Annotated in this window: 13 protein-coding genes; 11 read left to right on the top strand and 2 right to left on the bottom strand. The window is 46.2% G+C overall.

What is annotated here, in order from left to right:
• Positions 1-38: 38 nt before the first annotated feature.
• From NYE36_RS11155 to bshB2, 3 genes are read left to right on the top strand one after another with little or no spacing between them, the layout of a single operon-like run.
• Entirely contained in the window at positions 39-317 is a 279-nt protein-coding gene (locus NYE36_RS11155) for a hypothetical protein (protein ID WP_003153742.1), read from the top strand.
• Positions 314-664, top strand: a complete 351-nt coding sequence (locus tag NYE36_RS11150) for a YojF family protein (protein WP_007407960.1) — start codon at positions 314-316, stop codon at positions 662-664. Before NYE36_RS11155 ends, NYE36_RS11150 begins: the two co-directional genes overlap by 4 nt.
• Before the next feature lie 17 nt (positions 665-681).
• The gene (gene bshB2, locus NYE36_RS11145) at positions 682-1,347 is read left to right on the top strand and encodes a bacillithiol biosynthesis deacetylase BshB2 (RefSeq protein WP_007407961.1); all 666 of its coding nucleotides are present in this window, start codon (positions 682-684) and stop codon (positions 1,345-1,347) included.
• A 27-nt stretch (positions 1,348-1,374) separates the two neighbouring features.
• Here the strand turns inward: bshB2 and NYE36_RS11140 are convergent, their stop codons facing one another.
• Together NYE36_RS11140 and NYE36_RS11135 are read right to left on the bottom strand one after the other, a co-directional pair.
• Positions 1,375-2,223 carry an STAS domain-containing protein gene (locus tag NYE36_RS11140; RefSeq protein ID WP_265451409.1) on the bottom strand — a complete coding sequence of 283 codons (849 nt, stop codon included), beginning with the start codon at positions 2,221-2,223 and terminating at the stop codon, positions 1,375-1,377.
• Positions 2,224-2,236: 13 nt separating this feature from the next.
• Positions 2,237-3,595, bottom strand: coding sequence for an MATE family efflux transporter (locus NYE36_RS11135; RefSeq protein ID WP_265451411.1), 1,359 nt, complete (start codon positions 3,593-3,595; stop codon positions 2,237-2,239).
• 277 nt (positions 3,596-3,872) lie between these two features.
• Here NYE36_RS11135 and cdaS point away from each other — a divergent pair, with 277 nt between their 5' ends.
• From cdaS to odhB, 8 genes are all read left to right on the top strand, one after another.
• A complete protein-coding gene (cdaS, locus tag NYE36_RS11130; RefSeq protein ID WP_015417634.1) occupies positions 3,873-4,499 on the top strand; it encodes a sporulation-specific diadenylate cyclase CdaS in 627 nt (208 codons plus the stop codon).
• Between the two features lie 118 nt (positions 4,500-4,617).
• On the top strand, positions 4,618-5,829 hold the full coding sequence (locus tag NYE36_RS11125) for a macrolide family glycosyltransferase (protein ID WP_053573299.1): 1,212 nt from the start codon (positions 4,618-4,620) through the stop codon (positions 5,827-5,829).
• A gap of 320 nt (positions 5,830-6,149) precedes the next feature.
• Positions 6,150-7,391 (top strand): peptidoglycan endopeptidase, encoded by a 1,242-nt coding sequence (locus tag NYE36_RS11120; RefSeq protein ID WP_053573300.1) that lies wholly within the window; start codon positions 6,150-6,152, stop codon positions 7,389-7,391.
• Positions 7,392-7,473: 82 nt separating this feature from the next.
• Entirely contained in the window at positions 7,474-8,064 is a 591-nt protein-coding gene (locus NYE36_RS11115) for a superoxide dismutase family protein (RefSeq protein ID WP_007407968.1), read from the top strand.
• Positions 8,065-8,141: 77 nt separating this feature from the next.
• A complete protein-coding gene (locus NYE36_RS11110; RefSeq protein WP_003153758.1) occupies positions 8,142-9,032 on the top strand; it encodes a MoxR family ATPase in 891 nt (296 codons plus the stop codon).
• A 10-nt stretch (positions 9,033-9,042) separates the two neighbouring features.
• Positions 9,043-10,959, top strand: a complete 1,917-nt coding sequence (locus NYE36_RS11105; RefSeq protein WP_094032097.1) for a VWA domain-containing protein — start codon at positions 9,043-9,045, stop codon at positions 10,957-10,959.
• Positions 10,960-11,186: 227 nt separating this feature from the next.
• Positions 11,187-14,021 carry a 2-oxoglutarate dehydrogenase E1 component gene (gene sucA, locus NYE36_RS11100; protein WP_094032098.1) on the top strand — a complete coding sequence of 945 codons (2,835 nt, stop codon included), beginning with the start codon at positions 11,187-11,189 and terminating at the stop codon, positions 14,019-14,021.
• 15 nt (positions 14,022-14,036) lie between these two features.
• Positions 14,037-15,284 carry a 2-oxoglutarate dehydrogenase complex dihydrolipoyllysine-residue succinyltransferase gene (odhB, locus tag NYE36_RS11095; protein WP_094032099.1) on the top strand — a complete coding sequence of 416 codons (1,248 nt, stop codon included), beginning with the start codon at positions 14,037-14,039 and terminating at the stop codon, positions 15,282-15,284.
• Positions 15,285-15,347: the final 63 nt, after the last annotated feature.

The raw sequence follows: 15,347 nt of genomic DNA, 5'->3' as shown, positions 1-15,347 counted from the left end.
TATGTATAATCATTACGAGTATGTAAAGGAGCTGTACAATGGGCACTGATAAAGACATAGCAAAAGCCTATCAGGCACTGTGGAATAACCGCACTCTCCCGGCTTCAACTCTTGAAGAAGCGGAGAAGGCAATTGATCTTGAATTGCTTGATCAAAGAACACATCCGAGGCTCCGGAAGTCACCCGAGGAAAAGTTTGCTCTGGCGGTGCAGCGAATTGTAGATTCCCGGCTGCGGCCGATTGAGAAATATGAATTGGTTGAACTACATACGAAGCGTTTGCAATTTTTAAAAGAAGAAAGAGGGGAGCAGCTATGAAAGCGATCATAAAAGAAGATGTGCAAACTTCTTTAGAGCGATATGCCGATCGTCCTGTATATATCCATTTGGAAACAACGACCGGTTCTTATTCAGCGCATCTGAATGAGAAAAACATGACGGTTGTAGCCTATATACGCAATGCAAAAGTGACGTACCATCAGGCGAAAATCAAAGGAAACGGCCCGTACCGCGTCGGTTTGAAAACGGAAGAAGGCTGGATTTACGCAGAAGGTCTGACTGAATATACAGTAGATGACGAAAACCGCTTGTTAATGGCAGGGCATCTGCCGGGCGGAAAATTGGCGATTTCGCTTCAAATCAGCGAAAAGCCGTTTACAGTTTAAAGAAAAGGGTGAAAATCATGAAAGAACATGTACTCGTCATCCTGCCTCACCCTGATGATGAATCATACGGAGTGGCAGGGCTGATTGCTTTACACAGACAAAAAGATATTCCCGTTACGTATGCATGCGCAACGCTTGGCGAAATGGGCCGGAACATGGGAGATCCTTTTTTCGCGAACCGTGAAACACTGCCGCTGTTAAGAAAACAAGAGCTGATCGACGCATGCAAAGCAATGGACGTTACTGACCTGAGAATGCTCGGGCTTCGTGATAAAACACTTGAATTTGAAGATGACGAGTGGCTCGCTGATATGATGGAAGAGATTATCGACGATGTAAAACCGAGTCTGATTGTCACATTCTATCCGGAGCACGGCGTCCATCCGGATCATGATGCATGCGGCGAAGCGGTTATCAGAGCGCTTTACAGAAAGAAAAAAGAGGACCGCCCGCGCACGCTTTGCATGGCAATCACCCGCAACAGGGAGGAAGCCGTCGGCAAGCCTGATGTTATTCTTGATATTAAAGAGGTTGCCGATATTAAAATGAATGCCTTAAAAGCGCACCGCACCCAAACGGAAGGCATGCTGAGAGAGCTGGAAGAAAAAATAAAAAATAACGAGCCGGTTCTTCAGACATGGTTTGAAGAAGAAGTGTATTGGACATATCCGTGGAAAGACTGATAAAAAAAGGGATAAGGCTGAAATGCCTTATCCCTTTTTTTGTGTCAGATCGGAAGCGATCGCTTCTGCAAGCGAAGACCTTATTGATAAATTTGAAAAACTCAGTCCCAGCTGCACTGCGGTTTGGGCGATTTCAGGACGGATTCCGGATAATGTCGCTTTCACGCCGAGCATTCCGAGTGATTCAATTAAGGTGAAAAGCTGTTGGGCAACCATCGTATCAATCATGGCTACGCCCGATAAATCAATGTACAGCTGCGTGATGCGCTTCTCTGAACACTGGTGCAGCGTATTCTCCAAAATCATTTTGGCTCTTGCCGTGTCAATATCCCCGATCAGCGGCAGCAGTCCGACATTGTCAAAAAGCACAATTACCGGCGAGCTCAGCTCGGTGATCAATTCTTTTTGCGCTTCAAGCTGAATGTTTGTGTTTTTATACATTTCTTCTATGAAAATATGAATGACCACATCAAAAGATTTGATCAGCGTATGGAATATATCTTCGGCATCTTCTTCTGTCACGGTGTCGGCATGAACTCTGGTAAACTGCTTGACATGGCCGACATACAAATCACGAACTCTGATAAACTCGCGAATAATATAATGGATGGGAGTTTTTAAATGTTCTTTATCCCGTGCGGCTTCAAACGCCCACTTTTCCAATGCCGCTGTATATACTTCCTTCTCTTCAGAAAAAATCCGATTGAGTTGATAATTAAACGCCAGATTTTGTTTTTTCAGATTTGTGAGTACAGCCGGGTCAGTAGAAGCATAAACAGAATCAGGATCTGTTTCATGAAGCGTATCAAACCATGTCTGACTGATGTCCTCCGCCCGTTCAGTTAAATAATCGTACAGCAGTTTATGTTTTGGCATTGCTGCTCCTCCTTTATAAAATCATTTTTTTCACATAATGCTTTTGCAGTTTCATCAGTCTGAAAAATAAACCGACAGCTCCTGCGGCAAGTCCCGCAATTAAACCGATCCAGTAGCCGTATGCCCCGAGGCCCGTATAAGTGCCGACTGCGTAACCGACCGGAAGCCCGATAATCCAATACGACACAAAAGCCGCGCCGAGTGTATAATTGACATCCTTATATCCTCTCAGAGCGCCTTGTATCGGAGCTGCTACGGCATCAGAAAGCTGGAAAAACAGCGCATAGATTAAAAAGTGCTGCGTCAACATGAGCACCGCCGGATCTGATGTATACATTCCGGCGATTTGCGGTCTGAACAGCAAAATGAAAGCCGCCGTGCATAAAGAAAAACTAAGCGCCATCACGATCCCGATATAGCTGTATGAGCGGGCATCTCTATAGCGATTTGCACCTGCTTCAAAGCCGACCAAAATGGTCATGGCCATGGATACGCTGAGCGGCAGCATATACAAGAGGGAAGCAAAATTCATTGCCGCTTGGTGGGCTGCAATCGTCACCGTCTGAAAATGGCTCATAAGCAGTGTGACAGCCGCAAAAATGCTCGTTTCAAAAAATACCGCAAAACCGATAGGCAATCCGATTTTCAAAAGCTTCCTGCATTCAGACGGAGAAAAACGATACAGTTTCCGAAATACAGAGTACCCGGCAAACGGCTCAAATCTGCAGACGATAAAAAAGCTGATGGCGCAAATACACCAGTAAGTCAGGGCGGAAGCGAGCCCCGCCCCGACTCCTCCCAATGCCGGCATGTTGAATTTCCCGAAAATAAATACATAATTTAAAACAAAATTAATAGGCAATGAGCAAAGCGTAATAAGCATTGTGCCTCGCGTTTTGCCGAGTGCGTCAATGAACGAGCGCAAAACGGTGTACACAAACAAAGGAAAAATACCGAGGGATAAAAATCCTAAAAAGTGTTTTGCGATCGTCCGGACACGAGGTTCCAGGCCCAAATGTCCCAAGATCATATCAACGGTGAAAAAGCCGATCAGGATAACCGCCGCACTGAGAACGGCCGCTACATAAACGGCCTGGATGACGGAAAACGGCACTTCCTTTTGTCTGCCGGCTCCAAACAGCTGCGAAACAACGGGCGTAACGGCCATTAATATTCCTGCCAGGCCCGTATAAACCGGCGTCCACAGGCTTGAACCGATTGCAACCCCGGCTAAATCGGCAGCGCTCACTTTCCCTGACATCACCGTATCCAAAAAGGTGATCAGGGAAAGGCCCGCCTGTGTGATTAAAATCGGAATGAAGATATGTAACAGCTGTCTGACCTTTTGGCCGATCGTGTTCGTTTCTCTCAAGTTAGGTTCCCCGTTTCTTTATTTTAACGAGAGAAATTATAACATTTTATGTATAAAAAGCAATGAAAGCCGGCCTACTCTTTTTTGTCCGGTTTCGGCTTTTTAAACATCTTGGCATAAATGAATGAAAGTGAAATGACCCCTAAAAAGGTGCAGATATATTGCATCAGCCGTGCGAATTCCATATGATGTGCGCCTCCTTTCATGATTATGGTGCACACAGCGGCGCATATCCATGCGCACGATGCAGAAAATAAGGGAAAGGAGCTGATGTGACATGCGCCACACTCAAATGACGGAAAGCGCGTTTACCGCTGCCGTTCAAACGTATTTGAAACAAATTACAGAGGATGCCGGAATGATCCTGCGGACATTGAATGAAAAAGACCAATGCCTTCTTTGCGAATTAGATGAACTGGGACATACGTTTCAGGAAATGCAGGCTGTCGCTTCGTCGTTTTACCTGCAGTCATATATCGAACATTTCACGCCTTCCTATACAGAGCTGGCGAGGGCCGTGCAGCATCTGGCGGAAGAAAAACACGGAGCGCTGATTGTGATTGAACGTGCAGATCCGCTGGACGGAATGATACAAAAAGGGACCAGCCTGCATGCCGAGATCAGTGCAGCTTTAATTGAGAGTATTTTTTATCCCGGCAATCCGCTTCATGACGGAGCCGTATTGGTCAGAGAAAACCGAGTTGTATCAGCAGCCAATGTGCTTCCGCTCACAACAAAACATGTCGATCTCAAATACGGGACGCGCCACAGGGCCGCGATGGGACTTTCGGCCGTGACTGATGCACTCGTGCTCGTTGTTTCAGAAGAAACGGGAAAAATGTCCTTTGCTAAAGACGGCGGACTGTATCCGCTTGTTTCGCCGCGGGCGCTTCATACGAAATAATAAGAAAATGGGAATATTGTACCCATTTAATATTAATAAGGTGAACATCTTTACCTTTTTCTGTATTGATGTTATCGTTTAAATATACATAAAATTTAAAAGAATAGGGAGTGGAAAGATGGCAAATGTATTGATGATCGGCTTTCCGGGAGAAGGCCATATCAATCCGTCTTTAGGCGTCGTAAAAGAACTGAAGGCAAAAGGGGAACATGTCGTATATTACGGCGTGAAGGAATATGAGAACAAAATCGCGTCAAGCGGAGCGGAATTCCGTGAATATGAAGATTTCCGAAAAGATGAATTCGGAAAAAACGCAACGGGTGATGAACAGCGGGACGCTACCGAGTTTTTGCTTTTAATGATTGAGACTTCCAAAAAAGCCGCACTCCGTATTCTTGAGGAAGTAAAAGATGAATCCTACGACTACATCCTGTATGATCATCATTTTCTGGCAGGAAGGCTTGTGAGAAACCAGCTAAAACTGCCGGCATATTCACTTTGTACGACATTTGCAATGAATGAAGCATTTATTAAAGAAGTGTTTTCAAATACAAACCTTGTATCAGAGGAATCATCTCATTATCCGGCTTATACCGAAGCGGTCAGCCGGCTCAATGAAGAATTCAGCGCAGACATTAAAACGCCGTATGATATTTTCTCAAATGACGGCAGAAAAACCATCGTATTTACTTCAAGAGCGTTTCAGCCGAAAGAAGAAGAGTTTGGCGATTCTTATCTCTTTGTCGGTCCGTCCATAACCGAAAGGGCGGCGGCTCAAGATTTCCCGTTTGAACAGCTTGCAGGAGAAAAAGTCCTGTTTATTTCCATGGGCACGATTTTTAACAATCAGAAGGAATTGTTTAATAAATGCTTAAAAGCGGTCAGAAACTTTAACGGAAAAGCCGTCATGTCAATCGGCAAACATCTTGATCCTGCGGAGCTTGATGAAATTCCTGAGAATGTCATTGTCAAGCCTTATGTTCCGCAGCTTGAGATCCTGAAAAGAGCGGACTTATTTATCACTCACGGCGGAATGAACAGTACGAGCGAAGGGCTTTACTACAAAACCCCGATGATCGTCATTCCGATGGGCGCAGATCAGTTCGCCGTCGGAAGCCAAGTGGAAAACACGGGCGCGGGCAAAATGTTTAAAAAAGAAGATGTAACAGCGGAACTGCTCACTGAAGCAATAAAAGAATTGAGCGAAAATCCTGAATATCAGACAAAAGCATCTGAAATCGGAGAATCCCTGAAAGCGGCCGGCGGAGCACAGCGTGCAGCGGAATTGATAGCAGAAGACGTGAAAACTGCCGAGACCCGGGTTTTGTAATCAGCCATCACCCGCTTCCTTTAAAGGAAGCGGGCTTTTTTTGATTGTTTTTCGGGAGGATTTTTCACGCCGTAAAGAGAATTGTATGAAAAACAGACAAGAAAGGTGGAATGTCGCGGAAAAAAGCCATGTTATGAAAATGATTCCAAAGTCTTTTGTGAAATGTTCTCAATTTATGTAAAATGTGTGACATTGGTGATGATCTAAGGCCAAATGATTCGGAATTAATGTCGACTTCTGAATGAATCCTGCATAACAGGCGGCGTCCAAAGAAAAGGAACGTCCCTTTCAGCAATGATAAATAGGAGGTTTTTCGTTATATGAAGAAAAAAATCGCAGCCGGACTGGCTGTATCTGCAGTAATGACTTCAACCTTCGCCGTGCATCCCGCTGAAGCAAAAACCATTCAAGTAAAAAGCGGCGACTCTCTTTGGAAGCTTTCCCGGCAATATCATACCAGTATTTCAGCCCTGCAGTCGGAAAATAAACTGAAATCAACGATACTCCACCCAGGACAGCGGCTGCACATTCCCGACGGCAGCGGCACACATAAAACGGGGCAAAAGGGAAAACGAAGCACGGGTGCCTACACAGTTACATACGGAGACTCGTTATGGGTGATCGCAAAAAAATACAAAATGAGCGTTTCTGAGCTGAGAAGCCTGAACCGTTTGAGTTCAGATGTCATCTATCCCGGCCAGAAACTGAAAATTAAAGGGTCTGCCGGCGGCACGGACGGAGGCGGCAGACAGACAAAGCCTGATAAAGGCGCATCAGGGACTTACACTGTGAAGCCGGGTGACTCGCTGTGGAAAATCGCCAATCAAACCGGCATCACCATCGCCGATCTGAAAAAGCTGAATCAATTAACATCAGACATGCTGTATCCGAATCAAGTGTTAAAGATCAAAGGTTCTTCACATAACGGAAACAGCGGCACAACACCGCCATCTCATTCAAACCCTTCTGAGAAGCCATCCACTTACAAAGTAAAAGCAGGCGATTCCCTCTGGAAAATTGCTAATCGGTTCGGCATCACCGCTCAGCTCATCAGAGAAAAAAATAAATTGACAACTGATGTGCTTCAAATCGGACAAGTTCTGGTGATTAACGGAACGGGAAAAACAGAAGATCCTGTACGGCAGCCGGATAACAAACCGGCAAAACCAAACAAGCCGAATACTCCCGAACCTCCGGTGACAGGGTCAAAGATTGACAGAATGATAGGCGAGGCGAAAAAACATGTCGGCGTGCCTTACCGCTGGGGAGGCAATACGCCTGCGGGCTTCGATTGCAGCGGTTACATCTATTACCTTTTAAATAAGGTAAGCTCTGTTTCCCGTCTGAGCACGGCCGGATATTGGAATACGATGAAACATATCAGCCAGCCGTCAGCAGGCGACTTTGTCTTCTTTACGACATATAAAGCGGGCCCTTCTCATATGGGAATGTATTTAGGCGGAGGAGATTTTATTCACGCAAGCTCCTCCGGGGTTGAAGTTTCAAACTTAAGCAATCCGTATTGGAAAAAAGCTTATTTAGGAGCGCGCAGTTATTTTTAAAAAAAGCCTTTCGGGGCTTTTTTTGTTTACCATTTTCACGTTTTGACAAGACTGATGGGTAAAAAAATAAGGGGGAGGAAGCATGAATCGTCTCTTGCTTTTTCTCATGCTCGCATCAATTACGCTTTGCGGCTGCGGGGGGAGACCCGCTCCTGTTCCGCCCAAAAAACATGGGGAAAGCCGCGCATTGGAAGCATCTGCATACCGTGAGCATGCCGGACTCATCAATCAAAACGGGAAAACGATCGGATATATCGAAGTGAGGGAATCTGATGATGAAGGGTCAGACATTCATATATCAGCGGGGCATCTGCCGCCCGGCACTTCTCTCGGGTTTCATATTTATGAAAAAGGGACATGTCAGGCACCTGATTTCGAATCAGCCGGCGGTCCGTTCAACCCTTTGAACAAAGAACACGGCTTCAACAATCCGATGGGTCATCACGCCGGGGATCTCCCCAATCTTGAAGTGGGGGCTGACGGTAAAGTGGATGTCATTATGAACGCGCCGCAAACTTCATTAAAAGAAGGGAGCAGACTCAGCCTGCTCGACCGGGACGGAAGCGCGTTCGTCATTCATGAACATACGGACGATTATTTGACAAACCCGAGCGGAAATTCCGGAGCCAGAATCGCCTGCGCTCCCCTGACAAAAAGCGCCCGCAGGGAATGAGCCCTTTTGTATTGAGTATACAAGGGCTTTTTTAGTATACTCGGTTATGGAATACAAATGGAAAGGAAACATCACCTATGACTTCAGAATTACAGCACCTATCACTTCCGGAAGATATACAAAACAAACTGCAGGCTTATCAAAATCATCCCGTTTCCCAAGAATTCCGGGATTTAATCGGATCATCAGGCTATGAGGCCGAAGATAAAGCGATTGTATTCGATGCCGTCATTGCTTTGACAATGGGAAAAAATATCTTATTAAAAGGACCGACGGGTTCAGGGAAAACAAAATTGGCGGAAACGCTTTCGAACTATTTTCATAAACCGATGCACAGCGTCAACTGCTCCGTAGACCTCGATGCAGAAGCGCTTGTCGGCTATAAAACGATTGAAAATGAACAGGGACAGGCGACAATTGAATTCGTTCCCGGACCTGTAACAACCGCAATGAACGAGGGACATTTTTTATACATTGACGAAATCAATATGGCAAAGCCTGAAACCCTTCCGATTCTAAACGGCGTGCTAGATTACAGAAAAATGATGACAAATCCCTTTACAGGAGAAGTGATTAAGGCAAGCGAAGGATTCGGTGTTATCGCCGCGATTAATGAAGGCTACGTCGGCACCGTTCCGCTGAACGAAGCCCTTAAAAACCGTTTTGTCATCATTGATGTTCCGTATATTAAAGGAAGCCTCCTGAAACAGGTGCTGACCTCTCAGTCTGTTTTAAAAGATGAGAAATTAATTGAGCGTTTTATGACGCTGTCTTCTGATTTAATCGCACAAGCGCATAACGGACAAGTGTCAGAAGAAGCGGCGTCCATCAGGGCTCTCATTGATACGTGCGACTTGGCTGCGTACATCCCGCCGAAACGGGCGATTGAAAGAGGCATCGTAGAAAAACTTGACGACGACAGGGAAAAAGCCGCTGTCAGAAATATTGCAGAAACGCTGTTCGAATGAGGGATATACAATGAAGTTTATCAAATTTAATGACAGCACGATTGATTCGTTTTTGTTCATGATGCTGACTGATCTGGCCAAAACACTGACCAGAAGCAGTGAAGTTGAAGTGGAATACGGCGTGCAGTCTTACTACAATCCCTTTGAAAAGAAAATTTACATGAGCCACTTTTGGAAAGACCGATCAGCCGGGGATATGGAAGCCGGTCTGAAAAGCGATGTCTATTTGCGCGCTGTCGGAACACGCAGCAGCTCATTTCGGGTATTTGCGGCGTTTTTAAATGACGTTCACCGGCACTTCACCCGCCAAAGCTTTGCCAAGCAGCTGTTTATGCTGCTTGAGGATATCAGAATTGAAGAGCTGATCAAAAAAGAACGGCCGGGAACGAAACGTGTTTTTCAGAAGCGGAGGGAGATGTACAGGAAATATTTCACGACGCAGCTGACATTGAATTTAGAACGGAGCATTTTCACCGACGCTTTGTATTGCGCGATGTTTGTCAAGCTGACGGCTGAGTCTCCGCTTGAAGGCATTCCTTCCATGCATGAAAATATTGATATGATGATACCGTATATTGAACGTCAGCTCATCCGGGTGTATGAGGCGGATTCTACGGAACAAATCGCAAAAATAACGGAAGACCTCATGGAAGGCCTTGATGAAGTGCTTGAGAAAGATATGCTGAACACGTACTTTTTTCTGCCGGAACTTGATTACGAAAAAGCGTCTGAAGAGCCTATATTCGAAAGTGTAAAAAAAGCGCCTTCGTTAAGTGACGATCTCACGCTCCCTGAGTCTTCCGACGGAGATGAAGAAATTCTTGAAGAGAAAATGAATACGTGGCATCGGGAAACCGAAGCGCCGTCAAAAAGTTTCCTTCAATTTGATATTGAGCACGGCGCGAAATCAGATCTTGGGAAAGACGCGGCCAGAGAAGGCGATGACGGTGACCAGGCGCTCGGCTCCGTCCAAGGTTCCGCACGTCAGACGAAAAGAGAGGATTACTCCAAACTGGAAGCGCTTGAATCCATTCAGGATGAACATGAGGGCGCGGGGGTGGCTGACGGAAAAGAAAACAAATTTGCCTTCCCGGTTTATCAAACGCCTCATAAAGCGTCTCCTGAAGAGGAGCAGTCTTATAAAGAACAGGCAAAAACGATAGAATCATATCAAAAACGCCTGAAGCAGATGATACAAAAAACACTTGAGCACAAAAAAACGCTCCCGCGGACTGACCTTCACGCAGGCCGGCTGAATCGCAAACTGATCCGCTATTTTACGGAGCGGAACCCGCGCCTTTTCTATAAAAAGCAGGACCCGTCTTCAGACATTGACGCCGTTTTTACATTGCTTGTCGATTGTTCGGCCAGCATGTTCGACAAAATGGATGAAACAAAAAGAGGAATCGTTCTTTTTCATGAAGCCTTGAAATCAGTGTCCGTACCGCACCAGATCGTCGGATTTTGGGAGGATACAAACGAAGCGACCGAAACGAGCCAGCCGAATTTCTTCAATACCGTCATTCCGTTTGAAGAGTCGCTGCTGCAGGCGGCGGGTCCGCTGATCATGCAGCTTGCGCCTGAAGAAGATAACAGAGACGGATACGCCATCAGACAAATGACGAAACAGCTGATGCGGCGGAGTGAGGCGCAAAAATTTTTAATCGTGTTTTCAGACGGAGAGCCGGCAGCATTCGGATACGAACAAAACGGCATCGTCGATACGAGCGAGGCTGTCATCGAAGCGAGAAAAAAAGGGATAGAAGTCATAAATGTTTTTCTGTCCAATACTGCGATAGAGGAATCACAGATGAAAACCATTCAGGATATGTACGGAAAGTACAGTATTTTTGTTCCGGATGTCGATCAGCTGCCCGATGTGCTGTATCCGCTCTTGAAAAAACTGCTTCATAAAAGCATAGGATAGGCTTTTTCCTATGCTTTTTCGCTTTTTATTTTAAAATGATTTAATTTTTTCGGTATTGATCTGTTTTTTTTACTATTTTGTGAACAATCAAGGTAGAATCCAAACGCAATCAGTGGTAAAATATCCTTGGAAGCGTTTTTATTACATAATTTTGGGCACAGCGTTCAAAAGTTATTTCAAGATAGTGAATTGATCACTTGATTATCTAGGTTGGGGGTAATATTCAAATGTTTCAAAATAATATGAAACAAAGAATGAATTGGGAAGATTTTTACGGACCGAACCTCGGCTACGCACTGGAGCTGTACGACCAATATGCTGAAGATCCAGACAGCATTGATCCGGATCTGAAAGACATGTTTGACGAACTAGGCGCTCCGCCAAGCCAAATAAAAGAGGCATCGGGAACAAAGGAACAGGGACGCGTCACCGCAGATCTGATTCAAAAGATCGCAGCAGCAGTTAAACTTGCAGAAGATATTCGAACCTATGGCCATCTGAACGCTTCCGTCAATCCGCTCAGAAAGGATCCGAAAAAGAGCGAGCTCTTTCCGTTATCCGAGTACGGGCTTACAGAAGAAGAAATGAAAGCAATACCCGCGTCTGTCATCTGTAAAGACGCACCTGCCAATATAACAAACGGCTTAGAAGCCATCCAGCATTTACGCAATACCTATAAAAGAACCATCTCCTTCGAGTTTGACCATGTGCATGATTTCGAAGAGCGCGCATGGATTACAAAAATGGTCGAATCCGGAGAACTGTTCCGGAAAAATTCACCGGAAAAACTGTCAGCCGTTTTAGAAAGACTGACGGAAGTAGAAGGATTTGAACAATTTTTACACCGGACATTCGTCGGTCAGAAGCGTTTCTCAATTGAGGGGTTAGACGCGCTTGTGCCGGTTCTTGACGACATTATCGCCCAGTCTGTGAAAGCGGGCACAACCAATGTCAATATCGGGATGGCGCACAGAGGCCGTTTAAATGTGCTTGCGCATGTGCTCGGCAAACCGTATGAGATTATTTTCTCAGAATTCCAGCACGCGCCGAATAAAGATCTTGTGCCGTCTGAAGGATCGACCGGCATCAGCTACGGCTGGACGGGCGATGTAAAATACCACCTCGGTGCAGACAGACAGCTTCAGGATGCTGAAACCAAAAGCGCGCGGATTACGCTTGCAAACAACCCGAGCCATTTGGAATTCATCAATCCGATTGTTGAAGGAAGCACGCGGGCGGCACAGGAAACAAGAACGCAAAAGGGGTACCCGGTTCAAGACGAAACAAAATCGCTCGCCATTTTAATTCACGGTGACGCAGCGTTTCCGGGAGAAGGCATTGTCGCCGAGACGCTGAACTTAAGCTCTCTGAAAGGCTATCAGGTCGGCGGGGCCATTCATATCATCGCCAATAATATGATCGGCTTTACAACTGAAAGCGATGAATCACGATCCACGAAATATGCCAGTGATTTGGCGAAGGGCTATGAAATTCCGATCGTTCACGTCAACGCGGATGATCCGGAAGCATGCCTGTCAGCCGTTAAATTTGCGGTTGAATACCGGAAGCGGTTCAATAAAGATTTCTTAATCGATTTAATCGGGTACAGACGGTACGGCCACAATGAAATGGATGAGCCGTCAACGACACAGCCGATGCTGTATGACGCCGTCAGAAAACACCCGACTGTCAAGCGGATCTTTGCGGAAAAACTCGTAAGTGAAGGACTGATCAGCGAGGAAAAAGCGCAAAACATCGAAACGACAGTGACAAAACGAATTGAAGACGCCTATAAAAAGGTGCCCGCCAAAAAAGAAGACGCCGTACGGGAAATTGAATTGCCGGAACCGGTGTCCAACGGTTTTCCAGATGTTGACACAGCCATTGATTTTGATGTTCTCCGCAAGCTGAACGGCGAACTTATCAACTGGCCGGAATCTTTTAACGTGTTCGGCAAGCTGAAAAGAATCCTGGAAAGACGTGCAAAAGCGTTTGATGATGACCGTAAAGTTGAATGGTCATTGGCTGAATCGCTTGCGTTTGCTTCCATTTTGAAAGACGGCACGCCGATCCGGCTGACCGGACAGGATTCAGAGCGCGGAACGTTCGCTCAAAGAAACCTTGTGCTGCATGACAGCGAAACAGGAGAAGAATTTGTTGCCCTCCATCACTTAGACGACTGCGCTGCTTCATTTACGGTGCATAACAGCCCGCTCTCTGAAGGATCGGTTCTCGGCTTTGAATATGGATACAACGTGTATTCGCCTGAAACGCTTGTGATGTGGGAGGCGCAGTACGGGGACTTTGCCAATGCGGCTCAAGTCTATTTTGATCAATTCATATCTGCAGGACGGGCAAAATGGGGACAAAAATCAGGACTGGTCATGCTGCTGCCTCACGGTTACGAAGGGCAGGGCCCTGAACACTCCAGCGGCCGCGTCGAGCGGTTCCTGCAGCTGGCGGCGGAAAACAACTGGACGGTGGCCAACCTGACAAGTGCGGCTCAGTATTTCCATATTTTAAGAAGACAAGCGAAAATGCTGCTTCGTGAGGAAATCCGCCCGCTTGTGATCATGACGCCGAAGAGCCTGCTGCGCAACCCGAATACGGTATCTGAAGTGCAGGAACTGAGCGAAAGCCGATTCAAGCCTGTCTATGAGCAGTCCGGTCTTTCCCATGCTTACGAAAAAGTGACTCGCGTCGTATTATCAAGCGGAAAAGTGTCAATTGATATCAGCGATCACTTCAACAAAATGGAAGGCGATAAGGATTGGCTTCATATTGCCAGAATCGAACAGCTGTATCCGTTCCCGGCAAAAGATACGAAGGAGCTTTTCGCCAAACTGTCGAACCTGCAAGAGATCGTTTGGGTTCAGGAAGAGCCGCAGAACATGGGGGCATGGAGTTATATCAGCCCGTATCTGACGGAAATCGCGCCAAAAGGAGTAAATGTCCAATACATCGGCCGAAGAAGACGATCCAGTCCCGCAGAAGGAGATCCGACAGTCCACAAAAAAGAACAGGAACGCATTGTATCTGATAGCTTGACTCGCAAAAACTAAGGGGGAAATGAAAAAATGGCGGAAATTAAGGTACCTGAATTAGCAGAATCAATCTCAGAAGGAACGATAGCCCAATGGTTAAAGCAGCCCGGTGATTATGTAGAACAGGGTGAGTACTTGCTTGAACTGGAGACGGATAAAGTAAATGTTGAATTGACAGCAGAAGAATCGGGTGTTCTAAAAGAGGTATTGAAAGATTCGGGTGATACCGTCCAAGTAGGAGAAATTATCGGTACCATTACAGAAGGCGCTGGCGAAAGTTCTGCACCCGCCCCTTCAGAAAGTGCTCCAGCTAATGAACAAACGAAAGAGGAAGCAAAAGCTGAACCTGCTGCACAAGAAGTCAGCCAGGAAGCACAATCAGAAGCGAAATCCAGAACGGTAGCGTCTCCGGCTGCACGCAAGCTGGCAAGGGAAAAAGGAATTGATCTATCACAAATTCCGACGGGAGACCCGCTCGGCCGCGTGCGCAAACAAGATGTGGAAGCTTATGAAAAATCGGCTTCAAAACCTGCGGCACAGCCGAAACAGCAGGCTCCAAAAACACAGCAAAGCTTTGACAAACCTGTCGAAGTGCAAAAAATGTCCCGCCGCAGACAGACGATCGCGAAACGATTGGTTGAAGTGCAGCAGACTTCTGCGATGCTGACTACATTTAACGAAGTTGATATGACGGCCGTTATGAATCTAAGAAAACGCCGTAAAGACCAATTCCTTGAGCAAAACGAAGTAAAACTCGGTTTCATGTCGTTCTTTACAAAAGCCGTCGTGGCTGCATTGAAAAAATTCCCGCTCCTTAACGCTGAAATTCAAGGCGATGAGCTGATCGTGAAAAAATTCTATGACATCGGTATTGCTGTCGCGGCTGAAGAAGGGCTTGTCGTCCCAGTCGTGCGTGACGCTGACCGTCTGACGTTTGCCGGCATTGAAAGAGAGATCGGCGAACTTGCGAAGAAAGCGCGAAACAATAAATTAACATTAGGTGAGCTGCAAGGAGGCTCCTTCACGATCACAAACGGAGGTACATTCGGATCGCTTATGTCAACACCGATCCTAAACAGCCCTCAGGTTGGGATCTTAGGTATGCACAAAATTCAGCTGCGCCCAGTAGCGATTGATGCGGAGCGCTCTGAAAACCGTCCGATGATGTACATCGCTTTATCATACGATCACAGAATTGTAGATGGTAAAGAAGCGGTCGGATTCCTTGTCACCATTAAAAACCTGCTTGAAGATCCGGAACAGCTGTTGCTGGAAGGATAATTTGAGACAGACAAAAAGTACACTGCCCTTACAAGCAGTGTACTTTTTTATTGAGAGAAGGGG

It is taken from the genome of Bacillus sp. FSL R5-0593, from assembly GCF_038603755.1.
GTDB lineage: Bacteria > Bacillota > Bacilli > Bacillales > Bacillaceae > Bacillus > Bacillus velezensis.
The sequence above is the reverse complement of the archived record's forward strand: the minus strand, read 5'-3'. Positions and strand labels throughout refer to the sequence as shown.